This window comes from Pseudomonas parafulva, from assembly GCF_000800255.1.
Taxonomy (GTDB): Bacteria; Pseudomonadota; Gammaproteobacteria; order Pseudomonadales; family Pseudomonadaceae; genus Aquipseudomonas; species Aquipseudomonas boreofloridensis.
This window is the reverse complement of record NZ_CP009747.1, coordinates 3,156,270-3,173,002: the sequence shown is the minus strand read 5'-3', so window position 1 is coordinate 3,173,002 and position 16,733 is coordinate 3,156,270. Positions and strand designations below refer to the sequence as shown.

General features: G+C 62.8%; 18 protein-coding genes and 1 other RNA gene. 14 read left to right on the top strand and 5 right to left on the bottom strand.

The annotated features are described in order from the left end of the window. Window positions 1-19: 19 nt before the first annotated feature. The 5 genes from petA to NJ69_RS13680 all read left to right on the top strand — a co-directional run bounded on the left by petA (window position 20) and on the right by NJ69_RS13680 (window position 3,794). Window positions 20-613, top strand: a complete 594-nt coding sequence (gene petA / locus NJ69_RS13700) for a ubiquinol-cytochrome c reductase iron-sulfur subunit (RefSeq protein WP_039579875.1) — start codon at window positions 20-22, stop codon at window positions 611-613. Further along, a complete protein-coding gene (locus NJ69_RS13695) occupies window positions 613-1,824 on the top strand; it encodes a cytochrome b (RefSeq protein ID WP_029612133.1) in 1,212 nt (403 codons plus the stop codon). Before petA ends, NJ69_RS13695 begins: the two co-directional genes overlap by 1 nt. Then, complete coding sequence (locus tag NJ69_RS13690; RefSeq protein ID WP_039579871.1) at window positions 1,824-2,603, top strand: cytochrome c1; 780 nt, start codon at window positions 1,824-1,826, stop codon at window positions 2,601-2,603. The genes NJ69_RS13695 and NJ69_RS13690 overlap by 1 nt, the downstream gene beginning before the upstream one ends. Before the next feature lie 122 nt (window positions 2,604-2,725). Next, complete coding sequence (locus NJ69_RS13685) at window positions 2,726-3,349, top strand: glutathione S-transferase N-terminal domain-containing protein (RefSeq protein WP_039579868.1); 624 nt, start codon at window positions 2,726-2,728, stop codon at window positions 3,347-3,349. Window positions 3,350-3,359: 10 nt separating this feature from the next. After that, entirely contained in the window at window positions 3,360-3,794 is a 435-nt protein-coding gene (locus NJ69_RS13680) for a ClpXP protease specificity-enhancing factor (protein WP_029612135.1), read from the top strand. Between the two features lie 47 nt (window positions 3,795-3,841). Here NJ69_RS13680 and NJ69_RS13675 read toward each other — a convergent pair whose 3' ends face one another. From NJ69_RS13675 to NJ69_RS13655, 5 genes are all read right to left on the bottom strand, one after another. Next, window positions 3,842-4,060 carry a YgdI/YgdR family lipoprotein gene (locus NJ69_RS13675; RefSeq protein WP_029612136.1) on the bottom strand — a complete coding sequence of 73 codons (219 nt, stop codon included), beginning with the start codon at window positions 4,058-4,060 and terminating at the stop codon, window positions 3,842-3,844. A 78-nt stretch (window positions 4,061-4,138) separates the two neighbouring features. Next, window positions 4,139-4,717 (bottom strand): BON domain-containing protein, encoded by a 579-nt coding sequence (locus NJ69_RS13670; protein WP_039579865.1) that lies wholly within the window; start codon window positions 4,715-4,717, stop codon window positions 4,139-4,141. Next, window positions 4,714-5,307 carry a phosphoheptose isomerase gene (locus NJ69_RS13665; protein ID WP_029612137.1) on the bottom strand — a complete coding sequence of 198 codons (594 nt, stop codon included), beginning with the start codon at window positions 5,305-5,307 and terminating at the stop codon, window positions 4,714-4,716. The genes NJ69_RS13670 and NJ69_RS13665 overlap by 4 nt, the downstream gene beginning before the upstream one ends. Window positions 5,308-5,395: 88 nt before the next feature. Continuing rightward, window positions 5,396-5,767, bottom strand: a complete 372-nt coding sequence (locus NJ69_RS13660; protein ID WP_029612138.1) for a YraN family protein — start codon at window positions 5,765-5,767, stop codon at window positions 5,396-5,398. Next, window positions 5,767-7,584, bottom strand: a complete 1,818-nt coding sequence (locus NJ69_RS13655; RefSeq protein ID WP_039579862.1) for a penicillin-binding protein activator — start codon at window positions 7,582-7,584, stop codon at window positions 5,767-5,769. The genes NJ69_RS13660 and NJ69_RS13655 overlap by 1 nt, the downstream gene beginning before the upstream one ends. Window positions 7,585-7,771: 187 nt before the next feature. On the opposite strand from NJ69_RS13655, the gene rsmI reads away from it, so the two are divergent. The 9 genes from rsmI (at window position 7,772) to mraY (ending at window position 16,733) form a co-directional block, all read left to right on the top strand. Then, entirely contained in the window at window positions 7,772-8,647 is an 876-nt protein-coding gene (gene rsmI, locus NJ69_RS13650; RefSeq protein WP_039579859.1) for a 16S rRNA (cytidine(1402)-2'-O)-methyltransferase, read from the top strand. A 67-nt stretch (window positions 8,648-8,714) separates the two neighbouring features. Next, window positions 8,715-9,074: RNase P RNA component class A (rnpB, locus tag NJ69_RS22230), an RNA gene on the top strand. 310 nt (window positions 9,075-9,384) lie between these two features. After that, window positions 9,385-9,840 (top strand): division/cell wall cluster transcriptional repressor MraZ, encoded by a 456-nt coding sequence (gene mraZ, locus NJ69_RS13645; RefSeq protein ID WP_029612140.1) that lies wholly within the window; start codon window positions 9,385-9,387, stop codon window positions 9,838-9,840. Next, a complete protein-coding gene (gene rsmH, locus NJ69_RS13640) occupies window positions 9,837-10,784 on the top strand; it encodes a 16S rRNA (cytosine(1402)-N(4))-methyltransferase RsmH (RefSeq protein WP_039579856.1) in 948 nt (315 codons plus the stop codon). The genes mraZ and rsmH overlap by 4 nt, the downstream gene beginning before the upstream one ends. Beyond that, the gene (ftsL, locus tag NJ69_RS13635) at window positions 10,781-11,074 is read left to right on the top strand and encodes a cell division protein FtsL (protein WP_029612141.1); all 294 of its coding nucleotides are present in this window, start codon (window positions 10,781-10,783) and stop codon (window positions 11,072-11,074) included. Before rsmH ends, ftsL begins: the two co-directional genes overlap by 4 nt. Further along, window positions 11,074-12,804 (top strand): peptidoglycan D,D-transpeptidase FtsI family protein, encoded by a 1,731-nt coding sequence (locus tag NJ69_RS13630; protein ID WP_162889597.1) that lies wholly within the window; start codon window positions 11,074-11,076, stop codon window positions 12,802-12,804. The genes ftsL and NJ69_RS13630 overlap by 1 nt, the downstream gene beginning before the upstream one ends. Beyond that, entirely contained in the window at window positions 12,804-14,291 is a 1,488-nt protein-coding gene (locus tag NJ69_RS13625) for a UDP-N-acetylmuramoyl-L-alanyl-D-glutamate--2,6-diaminopimelate ligase (protein WP_039579853.1), read from the top strand. Before NJ69_RS13630 ends, NJ69_RS13625 begins: the two co-directional genes overlap by 1 nt. Next, window positions 14,284-15,651 carry a UDP-N-acetylmuramoyl-tripeptide--D-alanyl-D-alanine ligase gene (locus tag NJ69_RS13620; protein ID WP_039579851.1) on the top strand — a complete coding sequence of 456 codons (1,368 nt, stop codon included), beginning with the start codon at window positions 14,284-14,286 and terminating at the stop codon, window positions 15,649-15,651. The genes NJ69_RS13625 and NJ69_RS13620 overlap by 8 nt, the downstream gene beginning before the upstream one ends. After that, window positions 15,651-16,733 carry a phospho-N-acetylmuramoyl-pentapeptide-transferase gene (gene mraY / locus NJ69_RS13615; protein ID WP_029612145.1) on the top strand — a complete coding sequence of 361 codons (1,083 nt, stop codon included), beginning with the start codon at window positions 15,651-15,653 and terminating at the stop codon, window positions 16,731-16,733. The genes NJ69_RS13620 and mraY overlap by 1 nt, the downstream gene beginning before the upstream one ends.

Genomic DNA, 16,733 nt, shown 5'->3' with positions numbered 1-16,733 from the left:
GCTGATGGGAGAGGATTGAATGAGCAATGACGGCGTCAACGCAGGCCGGCGCCGCTTCCTCGTAGCTGCCACATCCGTGGTGGGGGCTGCAGGGGCGGTCGGGGCTGCGGTACCGTTCGTGGGGTCATGGTTCCCAAGCGCCAAGGCCAAGGCGGCTGGGGCACCTGTGAAGGTCAATATCGCCAAGATCGAGCCAGGGCAGCAGATGGTCGCTGAATGGCGTGGGCAACCGGTGTTCATCGTGCGGCGAACGCCGGAGATCCTCGGGAATCTGCAAAATCTTACCGGCGAGCTCTCCGACCCGCAGTCCAAGGAGTCGGTGCAGCCGACCTACGTCGATCCGCAGGTCCGGTCGATCAAGCCGGAAATCCTCATCCTTGTCGGGCTGTGCACGCACCTGGGCTGCTCGCCCACCTTCCGTCCGGAAGTGGCGCCAGCCGACCTGGGTCCGAAGTGGGTGGGCGGCTATTTCTGCCCTTGCCACGGTTCGCACTACGACCTCGCTGGTCGCGTGTACAAGTCGCAGCCGGCGCCGCTCAATCTGCCCGTGCCGCCGCATTCGTACGAGTCTGACGACATCATCGTCATCGGCGTCGATCAGGAGAACGCATGATGAGCAAGTTCATGGACTGGGTGGATGCGCGCTTCCCCGCCACCAAGATGTGGGAAGAGCACCTGAGCAAGTACTACGCGCCCAAGAATTTCAACTTCCTGTACTTTTTCGGCTCCCTGGCGCTGTTGGTGCTGGTCAACCAGATCGTCACCGGCGTCTGGCTGACCATGAGCTTCACGCCCTCGGCTGAAGAGGCCTTCGCCTCGGTCGAGTACATCATGCGCGACGTCGAGTACGGCTGGATCCTGCGCTACCTGCACTCTACCGGCGCTTCGGCGTTCTTCATCGTGGTGTACCTGCACATGTTCCGTGGGTTGCTCTACGGTTCGTACCAGAAGCCGCGCGAACTGGTGTGGCTGTTCGGCATGCTGATCTACCTGGCGCTGATGGCCGAGGCCTTCATGGGGTACCTGCTGCCCTGGGGCCAGATGTCCTACTGGGGTGCCCAGGTGATCATCTCGCTGTTCGGTGCCATTCCGGTGATCGGTGACGATCTCACGCAGTGGATCCGCGGTGACTACCTGATCTCCGGCATCACGCTGAACCGCTTCTTTGCCCTGCATGTGGTGGCCCTGCCGATCGTCATTCTCGGCCTGGTGGTGCTGCACATCCTGGCGCTGCACGAAGTGGGTTCGAACAACCCTGACGGCATCGACATCAAGAAGCACAAGGACGAAAACGGCATCCCGCTCGACGGCATTCCGTTCCACCCGTACTACACCGTCAAAGACATCGTCGGGGTGGTGGTCTTCCTCTTCGTATTCTGTTCCGTAGTGTTCTTCTTCCCGGAAATGGGTGGTTACTTCCTGGAAAAACCGAACTTCGAGCAGGCCAACGCCTTCAAGACGCCTGAGCACATCGCCCCGGTATGGTACTTCACGCCGTTCTACGCCATCTTGCGCGCGGTTCCTGACAAGCTCTTCGGTGTCATCGCCATGGGCGCGGCGATCGCGGTGCTCTTCGTGCTGCCCTGGCTCGACCGCAGTCCAGTGCGCTCGATGCGCTACAAGGGCTGGCTGAGCAAGCTGTTCCTGTTGGTGTTCTGTGTGGCCTTCATCATCCTCGGCATCCTCGGCGTGCTGGCGCCAACGCCCGGGCGAACCCTGCTGTCGCAGATCTGCACCGTGCTGTATTTCGCCTACTTCGTGCTGATGCCCTTCTACACGAGGCTCGAGAAGACCAAACCGGTTCCGGAAAGGGTGACTGGCTGATGAAAAAGTTGATTGCAGTACTTTGCCTGGCATTGATGCCTGGCCTGTCGTTCGCTGCTGAGCATGGCGTTGAGCTGGATAAGGTCGATATCGACCTGGCTGACAAGGCCGCGATGCAGGATGGCGCTCGGACCTTCGCCAACTATTGCATGGGTTGTCATAGCGCCAAGTTCCAGCGTTATGAGCGAGTCGCCGACGACCTGGGTATCCCGCATGAGGTGATGCTGGAAAACCTGGTGTTCACGGGCGCCAAGATTGGCGACCACATGAAGATCGGCATGCGTCCCGATGACGCCAAGACCTGGTTCGGCGCGGCGCCGCCGGACTTGACGCTGGTCGCCCGGGTTCGCGGCAACGACTGGCTGTACAGCTACCTGCGCAGCTTCTACCAGGACCCGTCGCGCCCCTACGGTGTGAACAACAAGGTCTTCCCCAACGTCGGCATGCCCAACGTGCTGGTGGGCCTGCAGGGCAATCAGGTGATCGGCTGCAAGCAGATCCAGACCGTGGTCGATGGCAAGAAGCAGTTCGACCCGCTGACCGGCGCTCCGCTGACCCATGAAGCCTGCGATCAGCTGACCGTGGAGCCGAAATCCGGTACCCTGACGGCCGAGCAGTTCGACGAGAAGGTCAAGAACCTGGTGACCTTCCTGGCCTATTCGGCCAACCCGGTCAAACTGGAGAGTCAGCGCATCGGCACTTATGTCCTGCTGTACCTGGCTTTCTTCTTCGTGTTCGCCTACTTGCTCAAGCGCGAATACTGGAAGGACGTGCACTGATCACGCAGTAGTTGCTGGTAGTTGAACGCGCCCTGGGGCGCTGCCATGCGAATGCACGGCAGCCCTCCAGGGCGCGTTTGCATTTGCAGTTTCACACGCATACCCCCGCGAGGAGCCGCTACATGGGCGCAACCAACAGGTTAGCCTGCTATTCCGACCCCGCCGACCACTATTCCCATCGTGTGCGCCTGGTGCTCGCCGAGAAGGGCGTCAATGCGCAGATCGTCGACGTCGTCGCCGATCGGCTGCCGCCCAAGCTGGTCGAAGTGAACCCCTACGGCAGCGTGCCGACCCTGGTCGATCGCGACCTGGCCTTGTACGAGCCGACCGTGGTGATGGAATACCTCGAAGAGCGTTACCCCCATCCGCCGCTGATGCCGGTGTATCCGGTGGCGCGTGGCAACAGTCGGCTGCTGATGCACCGCATCCAGCGTGACTGGTGTGCGCTGGCCGATCTCATCCTCGATACGCGGACCGGCGAAACCTCGCGCAGCGAGGCGCGCAAGTCGCTGCGTGAGAGCCTCACCGGCGTCTCGCCGCTGTTCGGCGAGTTCGCCTGCTTCATGAGCGAGGAGCAAAGCCTGGTCGATTGCTGTCTACTGCCCATCCTCTGGCGTTTGCCGGTACTGGGTATCGAACTGCCGCGGCAAGCCAAGCCGCTGCTGGATTACATGGAGCGACAGTTCGCCCGCGAGCCTTTCCAGGCGAGCCTGTCCGCTACCGAACGTGAAATGCGCAAGCTTTAAGGAGCCGTTGATGAACTCCAGTCGCCCCTATCTGGTTAGAGCACTGTACGAGTGGATCGTCGACAACGATTGCACGCCCCACATGCTGGTCAATGCTGAGTATCCAGCGGTCCAGGTCCCGCAAGGCTTTGCCAGCGATGGTCAGATCGTGCTGAATATCTCGCCCAGCGCCGTGCGCAACCTGCACATGGACAACGATGCGGTGAGTTTCGAGGGGCGTTTTGGTGGTGTGGCCCATTCGCTGTACGTGCCGAGCGCCGCGATTCTGGGCATCTATGCACGCGAGAACGGCCAGGGCATGGTCTTCGAGCTGGAGCCTGCGCTGATGGAGGATGAGGCGCTCGAGGAAGACGATAGCGTCCAGCCCGATGACGACGGTCCACCGGAAGGTGGAGGTCAGCCACCGCGACCCAGCGGTCGACCAAGCTTGAAGGTGGTCAAGTAACAAAAAAGGCGATCCGGAAGGATCGCCTTTTTGCTTTCAAGCCCGGATTACAGGTCTTTGATGGTGCGGACCTGATCCTTGTTGATGCGGGTCGGCTTGCCATCGAGCTGCTTGAACTCGTAGAAGCCCGAATCGTCATCGAACTTGGGCTTGTCGAGGGTCTGCAGCTCGCGGCCGTCGTTGAGGGTGATCACGCTCGGGGTGGAGCAACCTGCCAGGGCAGCGAAACCGGCGATGGCGATGAGGGACAGCAAAGACTTCTTCATGGCTTTTCCTGAATGGTCAGAAACGAGACGAATTCATGTGCGCGATGGCGCGGGCATCGGTAATGCCGCGCCTGGATGTCAGTCGATGTACTCGAACAGCTTGACGATCTTCTGCACACCCGACACACCTTGTACCACATTGGTGGCCGCGTTGGCTTGTTGCTGGGTCACCAGACCCAGGAGATAGACGATGCCATTTTCGGTGATCACCTTGATGCGTGAGCTGGAGACGTTGGGATCGCCGAGCATCTGGGTCTTGATCTTGGTGGTCAGCCAGGCATCGTTATTGCGTGCCAGGATCGACGAAGGCTGCATCACCTGCAGCTCGTTGTGTACCTTCTTGACGCGCTGCACCTGGCTGGCGGTCTGCTCAGCGAGGCTCTTGAGGTCAGCGCGCGGCACTTGGCCGGCGAGCAGGACGATGCCGTTGTAGCTGCTGACCACCACGTGCGAGCCGTTGTCCAGGTCAGGACTGGCCTTGGCCACGTTGACCGAGACCTTGGTCTCGATCAGCGAGTCGTCGATCTTGCTGCCGAGGGTGCGGGTGCTGCGGTCATCCTCGATAGGCGAATTGCGGGTCTCGTTCAGCACCGAGCTGCAGCCGGTGATGCCGAGGCACAGGGTCAGGGCCATCAGGCCGAGGCGCTTGGGGATCATTCTTCACTCCCGAACAGTTGGCTGTCGATCAGATCGCACAGGCAGTGGATCGCCAGCAGGTGGACTTCCTGGATACGCGCAGTGACCGTGGCTGGAACGCGGATTTCCACGTCCTCGGGCAGCAGCAGCGAGGCCATGCCGCCGCCGTCACGTCCGGTCAATGCTACGACAATCATTTCGCGATCATGTGCCGCCTGGATCGCCTGGATCACGTTGGCGGAGTTGCCGCTGGTGGAAATGGCCAGCAGCACGTCGCCGGGTTGACCCAGGGCGCGAATCTGTTTGGAGAACACCTCGTTGTAGCTGTAGTCGTTGGCGATCGAGGTCAGGGTCGAGCTATCGGTGGTCAGGGCGATGGCCGGTAAGCTCGGCCGTTCGCGCTCGAAGCGGTTGAGCAGCTCCGAGGAAAAATGCTGGGCATCGCCTGCCGAGCCGCCGTTGCCACAGGCGAGCATCTTGCCCTCGTTGAGCAGGGCATTGACCATGACCAGGCTAGCCTGCTCGATGTAGGGTGCCAGGATGTCCATTGCCTGTTGCTTGGTATCGATGCTGGCCTGAAACAGCCGGCGGATTCGGGATTGCATGTCCATCTGGTGTGACCTTAAGTGCGGCGGAGGCCTGCGCGACGCGCAACAGGGGCCGGCCCGCGAAACATAGAGCAAAGAAATCGGAATGGGTTCAGCATTCGAAGGCGTTTTTCAGCCATTGAAGCGGCCGACCTGCGTGGTGGCTGCCCTGCAGGGCGACGACGTCGAAGCGGCAGGGGCGATGGGCCCAGCGCGACTCCTTCTGCAGGAACTCGGTGGCGGCCAGCGCCAGGCGTTTCTGCTTGCGCCCGTCGATACTCTCCAGGGCGCCGCCGAAGCCCGCATGCAAACGGTAGCGGACTTCGACGAATACTACTGTATCGGCGTCGAGCATGACCAGATCAAGCTCGCCTCCCTTGCATCGCCAGTTGCGCGTCAGCAACTGCAGGCCATGACCCTGGAGAAAGGCCAGGGCCTGGCATTCCGCAGCAAGCCCGGCGCTGGCGGGCGATGCGTGGTGCATCAGCGTGGCGTGTCCGGCAGGCGTTTGACTTGGCCACCGGCGAATTCTGCCCATGGCAGTTGGCGCTCGACACGCTGGTTGGCGTTGATGCTCAAGCTGCCGGACAGGCCTTGCATGCGGTTGTCGGGCAGGGCCTTGAGCTGACCCAGGCGTGGCGCCAGGCTGTAGGCGTCAACACCCATGGCGTACAAGCGTCCGAGGCTGCCACCGGCTTGCGGCCACTGTTGCACCACCTGCTGGCGCAGGCTGTTGCCGGTGTCCAGCAGCCATGGCGTTTCGCAGAAGCGGATGCCGTTCATGTCGTTGTACTGGTTCACATCGCCGCTGGCACTGTACAGGTTGGACGTGGCATAGACCGGCACGTCGCCAGCGTACTGGAAGTTGAGCGTGGGCTTGATCTGCTGCGCTTGCTGTGGCGTGGCGGCGAGGAAGATGAAGTCGATATCCTGGCGACGCGACGGTTGGGCTGCGATGTTACCGCCCACGGCGCTTTGCAGGCTCTTGGCGCGACCTTCGCTCTGGCGCAGTTGGAACAGGTCGGCAATTTGCTGAGCCAGGGCCACGGGCTGGGCGATGCGCTCGGCGGCGAGCAAGGTGCCGCCATTGCTTTCCCAGTCCTGGCGGAAGGCTGCCAGCACACGGTCACCCCATTCGCCGCTCGGCACCAGGGCCACGGCGCGCACCAGACCGTCTGCGTGGGCTCGACGCGCTACCTCTCGGGCTTCGTCTTCGGCAGCGAGACCGAACTGGAACAGTTGTGGCGAGGATTTCTGCCCAGCTTCGGCGTAGTTCAACGCCAAGGTGGTGATGGGCAGCTGCGGGTAATCGGCGAGTTTCTTGACCAGCGGCTTTTCCAGAGGCCCGATGACCAACTGCACGCCTGCGGCCTGGGCCTGGCGGTAGAAATCATCCAGCGAGGTGAGGCGCGAGCTGTCGAATACCTGCACGGCCGGAGCTGGCTGACCGGACTGCTGTGCCTGGAAGTGGGCGGCCATGAAGCCGTCGCGCAGGGCGCGGGCCACGCCTGCCAGAGGGCCTTCCTGGGGCAGCAGCAGGGCGATCTTGGTCAGCGGTTGGCTGGCCAGTTGCTTGAGCTTGACCAAGGCTTCAGGCAGTTGCTTGGCGGCGGCGTGGTCGGGATGCTGCTGACGCCAGGCGTCGATGGCCGCCTGCTGCTGTTCCAGGGTGCCGGCACTCTTGACTGCCAGGGCCAGGCTGGTCCAGCCGGCCAGGGTTGCGTCGGCGCTCGGCTGCTGCAGTTGTTCGGCAGGCAGCGAGGCGACCAGCGACCAGATGGCGTCGTTGTTTTTCGCCGCCGGTTCGCCGCTGAGCAGTGGCGCCAGCAGGACGCGCTGTTGGGCGGCGGCCAGGGCCTGACCGTCGGCTTCCAAGGCAGCGGCATGCACGCTGTAAGTACGCACTTGCTGTGGCTCGGGCAGTTCGCCGACATGTTGCAGGCTTGGGTGCGCCAGGGCAGTGAGGGCAGCCTTGGGCTGGTTACGACTCATCGCCAGTTCGGCAGCGAGGGTGCTGGCGAAGATTTGCTGGGCAGGCTTGAGACCGTCCAGTGGCACCTGTTCGAGGATGCGCGCGGCGCGCGGGAAGTCCTTCTGCCGGTAGGCCATGTCGGCCGCGCTCAGGCGCAGCAGTGCGGCGTCTTCGGCGGACTTGCTCGACGCGGCCTTCTCGAGCAACTGCTCGATGCTGGCGTCCGGGGTGCGCGGCAACTCGCCCAGGCTGGATGAGGGCGAGCTGGCGCAGGCTGCCAGCAGGGCAGCGAGACAGAAGGCTGAGAGCAGCCGCAGGCAAGCGATCATGTAAGGATCCTGTTACTCGATCAAGGAGGTGGGCGATTGTACCCAAGCACTGGCCGGGGCGCGATGTCGCTGACGGTGAAGCTTCACTATAGGTCGCTTGTCGCGGCCCGAGTTCGAAGTTGTTTGCGCGCTGTTGCAAGTGCTCGGGCTACAATGGCGCCTTTGATCGGCAAGACAGGTGCACGCAGTGACGGATGTTGCAGGGGTTTCACAATCTACCGCCGGGACGCTCTACGTCGTGGCCACGCCCATCGGCAACCTCGATGACATGAGCGCCCGGGCGCTCAAGGTGCTGGCCGGTGCAGCGTTGATCGCCGCCGAGGATACCCGCCATTCGGTACGCCTGCTGCAGCATTTCGGCATTGATACTCCCCTGGCCGCCTGCCATGAGCACAACGAGCGCGACGAGGGCAGCCGCTTCATCGCGCGACTGCTGGCAGGCGATGATGTGGCGCTGGTGTCCGACGCTGGCACGCCGTTGATTTCCGATCCTGGCTACCATTTGGTGCGTCAGGCGCGCGCTGCCGGTATCAAGGTGGTGCCGGTGCCGGGCGCCTGTGCCCTGATCGCCGCGCTCTCGGCGGCCGGCCTGCCCTCGGACCGTTTCATTTTCGAAGGCTTCCTGCCAGCCAAGTCGGCCGGACGTCGCGCTCGCCTCGAACAGGTCCGGGAGGAGCCGCGTACGCTGATCTTCTACGAAGCGCCGCACCGGATTCTCGAATGCCTGGAAGACATGCAGGCGGTGTTCGGCGATGAGCGTCCGGCATTGCTAGCACGCGAACTGACCAAAACGTTCGAGACGCTCAAGGGGCTGCCGTTGGGCGAGCTGTGCGAGTTCGTCGCCGCCGATGCCAACCAGCAGCGCGGCGAGTGCGTCGTGCTGGTGGCAGGCTGGACGGCGCCTCAGGACGAGCAGGCCATCAGTCGCGAAGCCCAGCGCGTATTGGATCTGCTATTGGCAGAGTTGCCGCTCAAGCGCGCAGCAGCGTTGGCGGCTGAAATTACCGGCGTGCGTAAGAATCTTCTTTATCAGGCGGCATTGGATAAACAAAAAAGCCAGTAGTGGCTTAATGATATTATTTAAGTGAAGGCTTGTTCTTGCGCCCGCCTGCCGTTACCCTTGTCGGCGGAGAGTCGATCGGACAGTCGCTGCCTGCTTTTGTTCCGCAAAAGTAGGGGGAGGAAAGTCCGGGCTCCGCAGGGCAGAGTGCCAGGTAACCCCTGGGAGGCGTGAGCCTACGGAAAGTGCCACAGAAAACAACCGCCTAAGCACTTCGGTGCCGGTAAGGGTGAAAAGGTGCGGTAAGAGCGCACCGCACGACTGGCAACAGTTCGTGGCTAGGTAAACCCCACTCGGAGCAAGACCAAATAGGGTTCCTTATGGCGTGGCCCGCGTCGGAACCGGGTAGGTTGCTAGAGGCGTCCAGTGATGGCCGTCGTAGAGGAATGACTGTCCTCGACAAAACCCGGCTTACAGATCGACTCTCCACCTTCCCCTTTCTCTGCTGCAATCGATAGCAGATCCCCTGTGGTAATGCCGAAAAGTTCTTACTCTTAATAAATCACTTTAACTTCACACTCTATCCATTTGAGTGCGCGTGATTTTTTCCGTCAATTTTGTCTCCCGGTAGTCTTTCCCCCTTCCTTTGTTGCGCTAAATCTCGGTCCTGTAAGGGTTTTCCTTATGAACGTGCCTTGACGGTGCGGCGGGCGGATTCCTATAGTGTGCGCAAGTGGCAGAAAGTGGGACGAAGTGGGTTTTCTGGCACAAAAACGATAACATTGTGGGGAATCGCAGCCGTGTTTCGCGGAGCCAACGCCGTCAGTCTCGATGCCAAGGGCCGTCTCGCCATGCCGAGCCGGTACCGTGACGAGCTCGATTCGCGTTGCAATGGCCAGCTCATCGTGACCATCGACGCTGTAGATCCTTGCCTGTGCGTTTATCCGCTCGACGAGTGGGAGCAGATAGAAGCCAAGTTGCGTGCCTTGCCATCGTTGCGTGAGGAAAACCGTCGCCTGCAGCGTCTGCTGATTGGCAACGCGGTGGACCTGGAGCTCGATGGCAGTGGTCGTTTCCTGGTGCCGCCTCGCCTGCGTGAGTACGCCCGGCTCGACAAGAAGGCGATGCTGGTGGGGCAACTGAACAAATTCCAGCTGTGGGATGAGGATGCCTGGAACGCGGTTTCGGCAGCCGACCTCGCCGCTATCCAACAACCGGGCGCCATGCCCGACGAACTGCGTGACCTGATCCTGTGACCATAGATAGCGGCTTCAACCACATTACCGTCCTGCTCGACGAAGCTGTCGAGGCACTGGCCTTGCGCGCCGACGGTTGCTATCTGGACGGCACGTTCGGGCGGGGCGGCCACAGCCGTCTCATGCTCAGTCGACTGGGGCCGCAGGGGCGGCTGCTGGGTTTCGACAAAGATCCACAAGCGATTGCCACGGGGCAAGCGCTGGCGGCCGAAGACGGCCGCTTTGTCATTGTGCAGCGCAGCTTCGCCGAGATGGGCGATGAAGTACGCACGCGCGAGCTGCACGGCAAAGTCAGTGGTGTACTGCTCGATCTGGGCGTGTCCTCGCCACAGTTGGATGACCCTGAGCGCGGCTTCAGCTTCCTCAACGACGGTCCGCTGGACATGCGCATGAACCCCGGTCAGGGCGTCAGCGCCGCCGAATTCATTGCCTCGGCGCCAGAAGAGGACATTGCCCGGGTGTTCAAGGAATACGGCGAAGAGCGCTTCGCCAAGCGCATGGCCCGTGCCGTGGTCCAGCGCCGTGAACAGCAGCCGTTCACCCGCACCGCCGATCTGGCCGAAGTGCTCAAGGTCGCCAACCCCGCCTGGGAGAAGGGCAAGAACCCGGCCACGCGTGCTTTCCAAGGGCTGCGCATCCACGTCAACAACGAACTGGGCGATCTTGAAGCCGGCCTCGAAGCAGCGCTCGACGCATTGGAGGTGGGTGGTCGCCTGGTGGTCATCAGCTTCCATTCGCTCGAAGACCGCATCGTCAAGCTGTTCATGCGCAAGCTGGTCAAGGGCGAAGCAGACAACCTGCCGCGCAACCTGCCGGTTCAGCACAAGGCCTTCGAACCGAAGATCCGCCTGATCGGCAAGGCGCAGTTCGCCTCCGATGAAGAACTCAAGGCCAACCCGCGGGCGCGTAGCGCCGTCATGCGCGTGGCGGAGAAACTGCGGTGAGCCGGCTGTTCGCCAAGCCGCTGCCGGGCGGAAGCTTCCTGATGCTGCTGCTGTTCGTCGGCGTGCTGGGCTCGGCCATTGCCGTCTCCTACAGCGCGCACTGGAACCGCCAACTGCTCAACACCCTTTACAACGAACTCAGCGAGCGCGACAAGGCGCAAGCCGAGTGGGGCCGGCTGATTCTCGAGCAAAGCACCTGGACTGCCCACAGTCGCATCGAGAGCCTGGCGTCGGGCCAGTTGAAAATGCGTGTGCCCAATGCCGACGAAGTGCGGATGGTGACGCCATGATGAAGCTCGAGGGGGCACTGTATCCCTGGCGCTTCCGCGTCGTGGTGGGCCTGCTCGCGCTCATGGTCGGCGCCATCAGTTGGCGCATCATCGACCTTCAGGTGGTCGACCGCGACTTCCTCAAGGGCCAGGGCGATGCCCGCAGCCTGCGTCATATCCCGATTCCCGCACACCGTGGTCTGATTACCGACCGCAACGGTGAACCGCTGGCCGTCAGTACGCCGGTCACCACGTTGTGGGCCAATCCCAAGGAAATGCAGGCTTCCAAGGAGCGCTGGCCGCAACTGGCCGCGGTGCTCGGGCAGAACCCGCAGCAACTGATCGAGCGCCTCACCCAGCAAGCCAACAAGGAATTCATCTATCTGGTCCGCGGCCTCACGCCGGAGCAGGGGCAACAGGTGCTCGACCTGAAAGTACCCGGTGTATACGGGCTGGAAGAGTTCCGTCGCTTCTACCCAGCAGGTGATGTGACCGCGCACATGGTGGGCTTCACCGACCTGGACGACCACGGCCGCGAAGGTGTCGAGCTCGCCTACGACGAGTGGCTCGCCGGCGTGCCAGGCAAGCGACAAGTGATCAAAGACCGTCGCGGACGGCTGATCAAGGACATTCAAGTGACCAAGAACGCCAAGGCCGGCAAGACCTTGGCGTTGTCGATCGACCTGCGCCTGCAATACCTGGCGACCCGCGAGCTGCGCAACGCCATCGCCGAGCAGGACGCCAAGGCCGGGAGTCTGGTGATCATGGACGTCAAGACCGGCGAGGTGCTGGCGATGGTCAACCAGCCCACCTACAACCCCAACAACCGCCGCAGCATGTTCCCGGCAGCCATGCGCAACCGCGCGATCATCGACGTGTTCGAGCCAGGCTCCACGGTCAAGCCGATCTCCATGAGTGCGGCGCTGGAAAGCGGCCGCTGGAAGCCGACCGACAAGGTCGAGGTGTATCCCGGCAGTCTGCAGATCGGTCGCTACACCATCAAAGACGTGTCCAAGAGTGAAGGGCCGATCCTCGACCTCACCGGCATCCTGATCAACTCCAGTAACGTCGGCATGAGCAAGATCGCCTTCGACATCGGCGGCGAAGCCATTTACCGGGTGATGTCGCAGGTCGGCCTGGGTCAATACACCGGCCTGGGCTTCCCGGGCGAACGGGTCGGCAACCTGCCCAATCACCGCGAATGGCGCAAGGCCGAAACGGCCACCCTGTCGTACGGCTACGGCGTGTCGGTCACCGCGCTGCAACTGGTGCATGCCTACGCCGCATTGGCCAACGACGGCAAGATGGTGCCGCTGTCGATCCTCAAGGTCGACAAACAGCCCGACACCGTCCAGGCCATTCCGAAAGAAACCGCCAAGACCATCCAAGGCATGCTGCAGCAGGTCATCGAAGCCCCGCGCGGCGTGTTCCGTGCCCAGGTGCCGTTCTACCACGTGGCCGGCAAGTCGGGCACCGCGCGTAAGGCTACCGTGGGCTCCAAGGGCTACACCGAAAACGCCTACCGTTCGCTGTTCGCTGGCTTCGGCCCGATGAGCGACCCGCGCTATGCCATCGTCGTGGTCATCGACGAGCCGGGCAAGGGCGGTTACTTTGGTGGCCTGGTATCTGCGCCGGTGTTCAGCAAGGTCATGTCCGGCACCCTGCGGTTGATGAACGTGCCGCCTGACAACCTGCCGCCGGCCAATGCCCAGCAGGCCAGTGCAGTGTCCGCCAATGGAGGGCGTGGTTGATGACGATGCCATTGAGCAAACTGTTCGCCCACGCCAGCCGCGATCCGCTGATCCGCGAACTGACCCTCGACAGCCGTAACGTGCGCCCCGGCGATCTGTTCCTGGCGGTGCCCGGGGCCAAGCTCGACGGGCGCGTCCATATCGCCGATGCCCTGGCGCGTGGCGCAGCCGCCATTGCTTATGAAGAGCAGGGCGCCACCGTACTGCCGCTGACCGATGTTCCACTGATTCCAGTGAAGGGCCTGATTGGCCAGCTGTCGTCGATTGCCGGGCGCTTCTACGGTGAGCCGAGCCGTCAGCTTGAGCTCATTGGGGTCACTGGTACCAACGGCAAGACCAGCGTCACTCAACTGGTGGCCCAGGCGCTCGACTTGCTGGGTCAGCGATGCGGCCTGATCGGCACCCTGGGTACCGGTTTTCACGGTGAGCTGCAAAGCGGCCGACTGACCACGCCAGACCCCATCGCCGTGCAGTCGACGCTCAACGACTTGAAGAAAGCGGGCGCCAAGGCCGTGGCCATGGAGGTGTCCTCCCATGCCCTCGAACAGGGCCGGGTGGCCGCGCTGGCGTTCGACATCGCCGTGATGACCAATCTGTCGCGCGATCACCTGGACTACCACGGCAGCATGCAGGCCTATGAGGCGGCCAAGGCCAAGCTGTTCGCTTGGCCGAGCCTGCGTTGTCAGGTGGTCAATCTGGACGACGACTTCGGTCGGCGCCTGGCCAAGGCCTACGCCCAGCGACCTGCTGCCGATCATATCGAGACCCGATTGCTCAGCTATAGCCTGGAAAACCGGGACGCCTCGTTGTACTGCCGCGAAGCCTGCTTCGACGACGATGGCGTGCGCGCGATCCTGGTCACTGCCCAAGGCGAGCGTACCCTGCGCAGTCAACTGCTGGGCCGCTTCAACCTGAGCAACATGCTGGCGGCAGTGGCCACGCTGCTGGCGCTGGAGTACCCGCTGGACGACATCCTCAAGGTGATCCCGCAATTGCAGGGCCCGGTGGGTCGCATGCAGCGCCTGGGCGGCGGCGAGAAGCCGCTGGTGGTGGTCGATTACGCCCACACCCCCGACGCGCTTGAGCAGGTGCTGCAAGCCCTGCGTCCGCACGCCCGGGGCCAGCTGCTGTGCCTGTTCGGCTGTGGCGGCGATCGTGACCGCGGCAAGCGTCCACTGATGGCCGAAGTGGCCGAGCGCCTGGCCGATCGCGTGCTGGTCACCGACGACAATCCACGCACTGAAGATCCGCTGAGGATCTTCGATGATATCCGCCCCGGTCTGCGCGCCGCCGACGCCGTCGAGTTCATGGGCGGTCGTGGCCAGGCCATTGCCCATTTGATCGCCAGCGCCGCTGCGCACGACGTGATCGTGCTGGCGGGCAAGGGGCACGAGGACTACCAAGAGATCAATGGCGAGCGCCTGGCGTTCTCCGATTTGCTCGAAGCCGAGAAGGCCCTTTCAGCCTGGGAGGCTCCACATGCTTAAGCCAATGACACTCAGCCAGCTGACCACAGCATTGGGTGCTCATCTGGTCGGTGCCGACGCAAGCTTTACCGGCGTGAGCATCGACAGTCGTAGCGTGATGCCAGGGCAACTGTTCGTTGCGCTGGCTGGTCCGCGTTTCGACGGCCACGATTATCTGGCCGATGTCAAAACCAAGGGCGCAGTCGCGGCACTGGTCGAGCGTGAAATCGACGGTGTCGACCTGCCGCAGTTGCGCGTCGCTGACTGCCGTCTGGCACTGGGTCAATTGGGCGCGTTGAACCGTGCTGCCTTCGACAAGCCCGTGGTGGCCATTACCGGCTCCAGCGGCAAGACCACGGTCAAGGAAATGCTCGCGTGCGTCCTGCGCACGCGCGGACCGGTGCACGCGACCCGCGGCAACCTGAACAACGACCTCGGCGCACCGCTGACCCTGTTGGAAATCGCCGCAGAGCACACGGCTGCGGTGATCGAGCTGGGCGCCTCGCGGATCGGCGAAATTCGCTACACCGTCGGCCTCACCCAGCCGCAGGTGGTGATTCTGAATAATGCCGGCACCGCCCATGTAGGCGAGTTCGGCGGTCCTGAGAAAATCGTCGAGGCCAAGGGCGAAATCCTCGAAGGGCTGGGCGAGGGCGGTACTGCCGTGCTCAACCTGGACGACAAGGCGTTCCCGATCTGGCACGCGCGCGCCGGCCAGCACAAAGTGCTGAGCTTCGCCCTGAGCGACCCGCGCGCCGACTTCCACGCCAGCGACATCGGTCGCGATGCCCGTGGCTGTCCCTCGTTCACCCTGCACAGCCCGGCGGGCAGCGCAGCGGTGCAACTGAATCTGCTGGGCGTGCACAACGTCAGCAACGCCCTGGCCGCCGCTGCCGCTGCCCACGCTGTCGGCGTGAGCCTGCCGGGCATCGCGGCAGGGCTGGCGGCGGTGCAGCCGGTCAAGGGCCGTTCGGTCGCCCAGATTGCCCGGAGTGGCGTGCGGGTGATCGACGACACCTACAACGCAAATCCCACCTCGGTCTGCGCGGCCATTGATATACTCGCCGGCTTTTCCGGCCGTACCGTCCTGGTGCTCGGGGATATCGGCGAACTGGGCCAGTGGGCCGAGCAAGGCCACCGTCAGGTCGGCGAGTACGCGCAGGGCAAGATCGACGCGTTGTACGCCACCGGTACCAACATGGCCCACGCGGTCCAGGCATTTGGCGCCCATGGCCGCCATTTCGCCACACAAGCCGAGCTGATCGACGCCGTACAGGTCGAGTCCGCCGGCGATACCACTATCTTGATCAAGGGCTCGCGCAGCGCTGCGATGGAACACGTCGTGGCTGCACTGTGCGAGACCAGCGGGGAGAAACATTAATGCTGCTGCTGTTGGCTGAGTATCTGCAACAGTTCTACAAGGGCTTCGCGGTCTTCCAGTACCTGTCCCTGCGCGGGATCCTGGGCGTGCTGACTGCCCTGTCCCTGGCGCTGTGGCTGGGGCCGTGGATGATTCGTACCCTGCAGATTCGCCAGATCGGTCAGGCCGTGCGTAACGACGGCCCGCAATCGCACCTGTCCAAATCTGGCACGCCCACCATGGGCGGCGCGCTGATCCTCTCGGCCATCGCCATCAGCACCTTGCTGTGGGCGGACCTGAGCAATCGCTATGTGTGGGTGGTGCTGATCGTCACCCTGCTGTTCGGCGCCATTGGCTGGGTCGACGATTACCGCAAGGTGATCGAGAAGAATTCCCGGGGGCTGCCAAGCCGCTGGAAATACTTCTGGCAATCGGTATTCGGCCTGGGCGCTGCGGTGTTCCTCTACATGACTGCACCCACCAGCGTCGAAACCACCCTCATTGTGCCGTTCCTCAAGGACTTCACCATCCCGCTGGGTGCCGGCTTCGTGATCCTCACCTACTTCGTCATCGTCGGTTCGAGCAACGCGGTCAACCTGACCGATGGCCTCGATGGTCTGGCGATCATGCCGACGGTGATGGTCGGCGGCGCATTGGGCATCTTCTGCTACCTGTCGGGCAACGTGAAGTTCGCCGAGTACCTGCTGATTCCTTACGTGCCGGGTTCGGGCGAACTGATCGTGTTCTGCGGCGCGCTGATCGGCGCCGGCCTGGGCTTCCTGTGGTTCAACACCTATCCGGCCCAAGTGTTCATGGGCGACGTCGGCGCGCTGGCGCTGGGCGCTGCGCTGGGCACCATCGCCGTGATCGTCCGTCAGGAAATCGTGCTGTTCATCATGGGCGGTGTGTTCGTCATGGAAACCCTGTCGGTGGTGATTCAGGTCGCCTCCTTCAAGCTCACGGGCAAGCGCGTGTTCCGCATGGCGCCGATTCATCATCACTTCGAACTCAAGGGATGGCCCGAGCCGCGGGTGATCGTCCGATTCTGGATCATCACCGTGATTCTGGTGCTGGTCGGCCTTGCCACCCTGAAATTGAGGTAA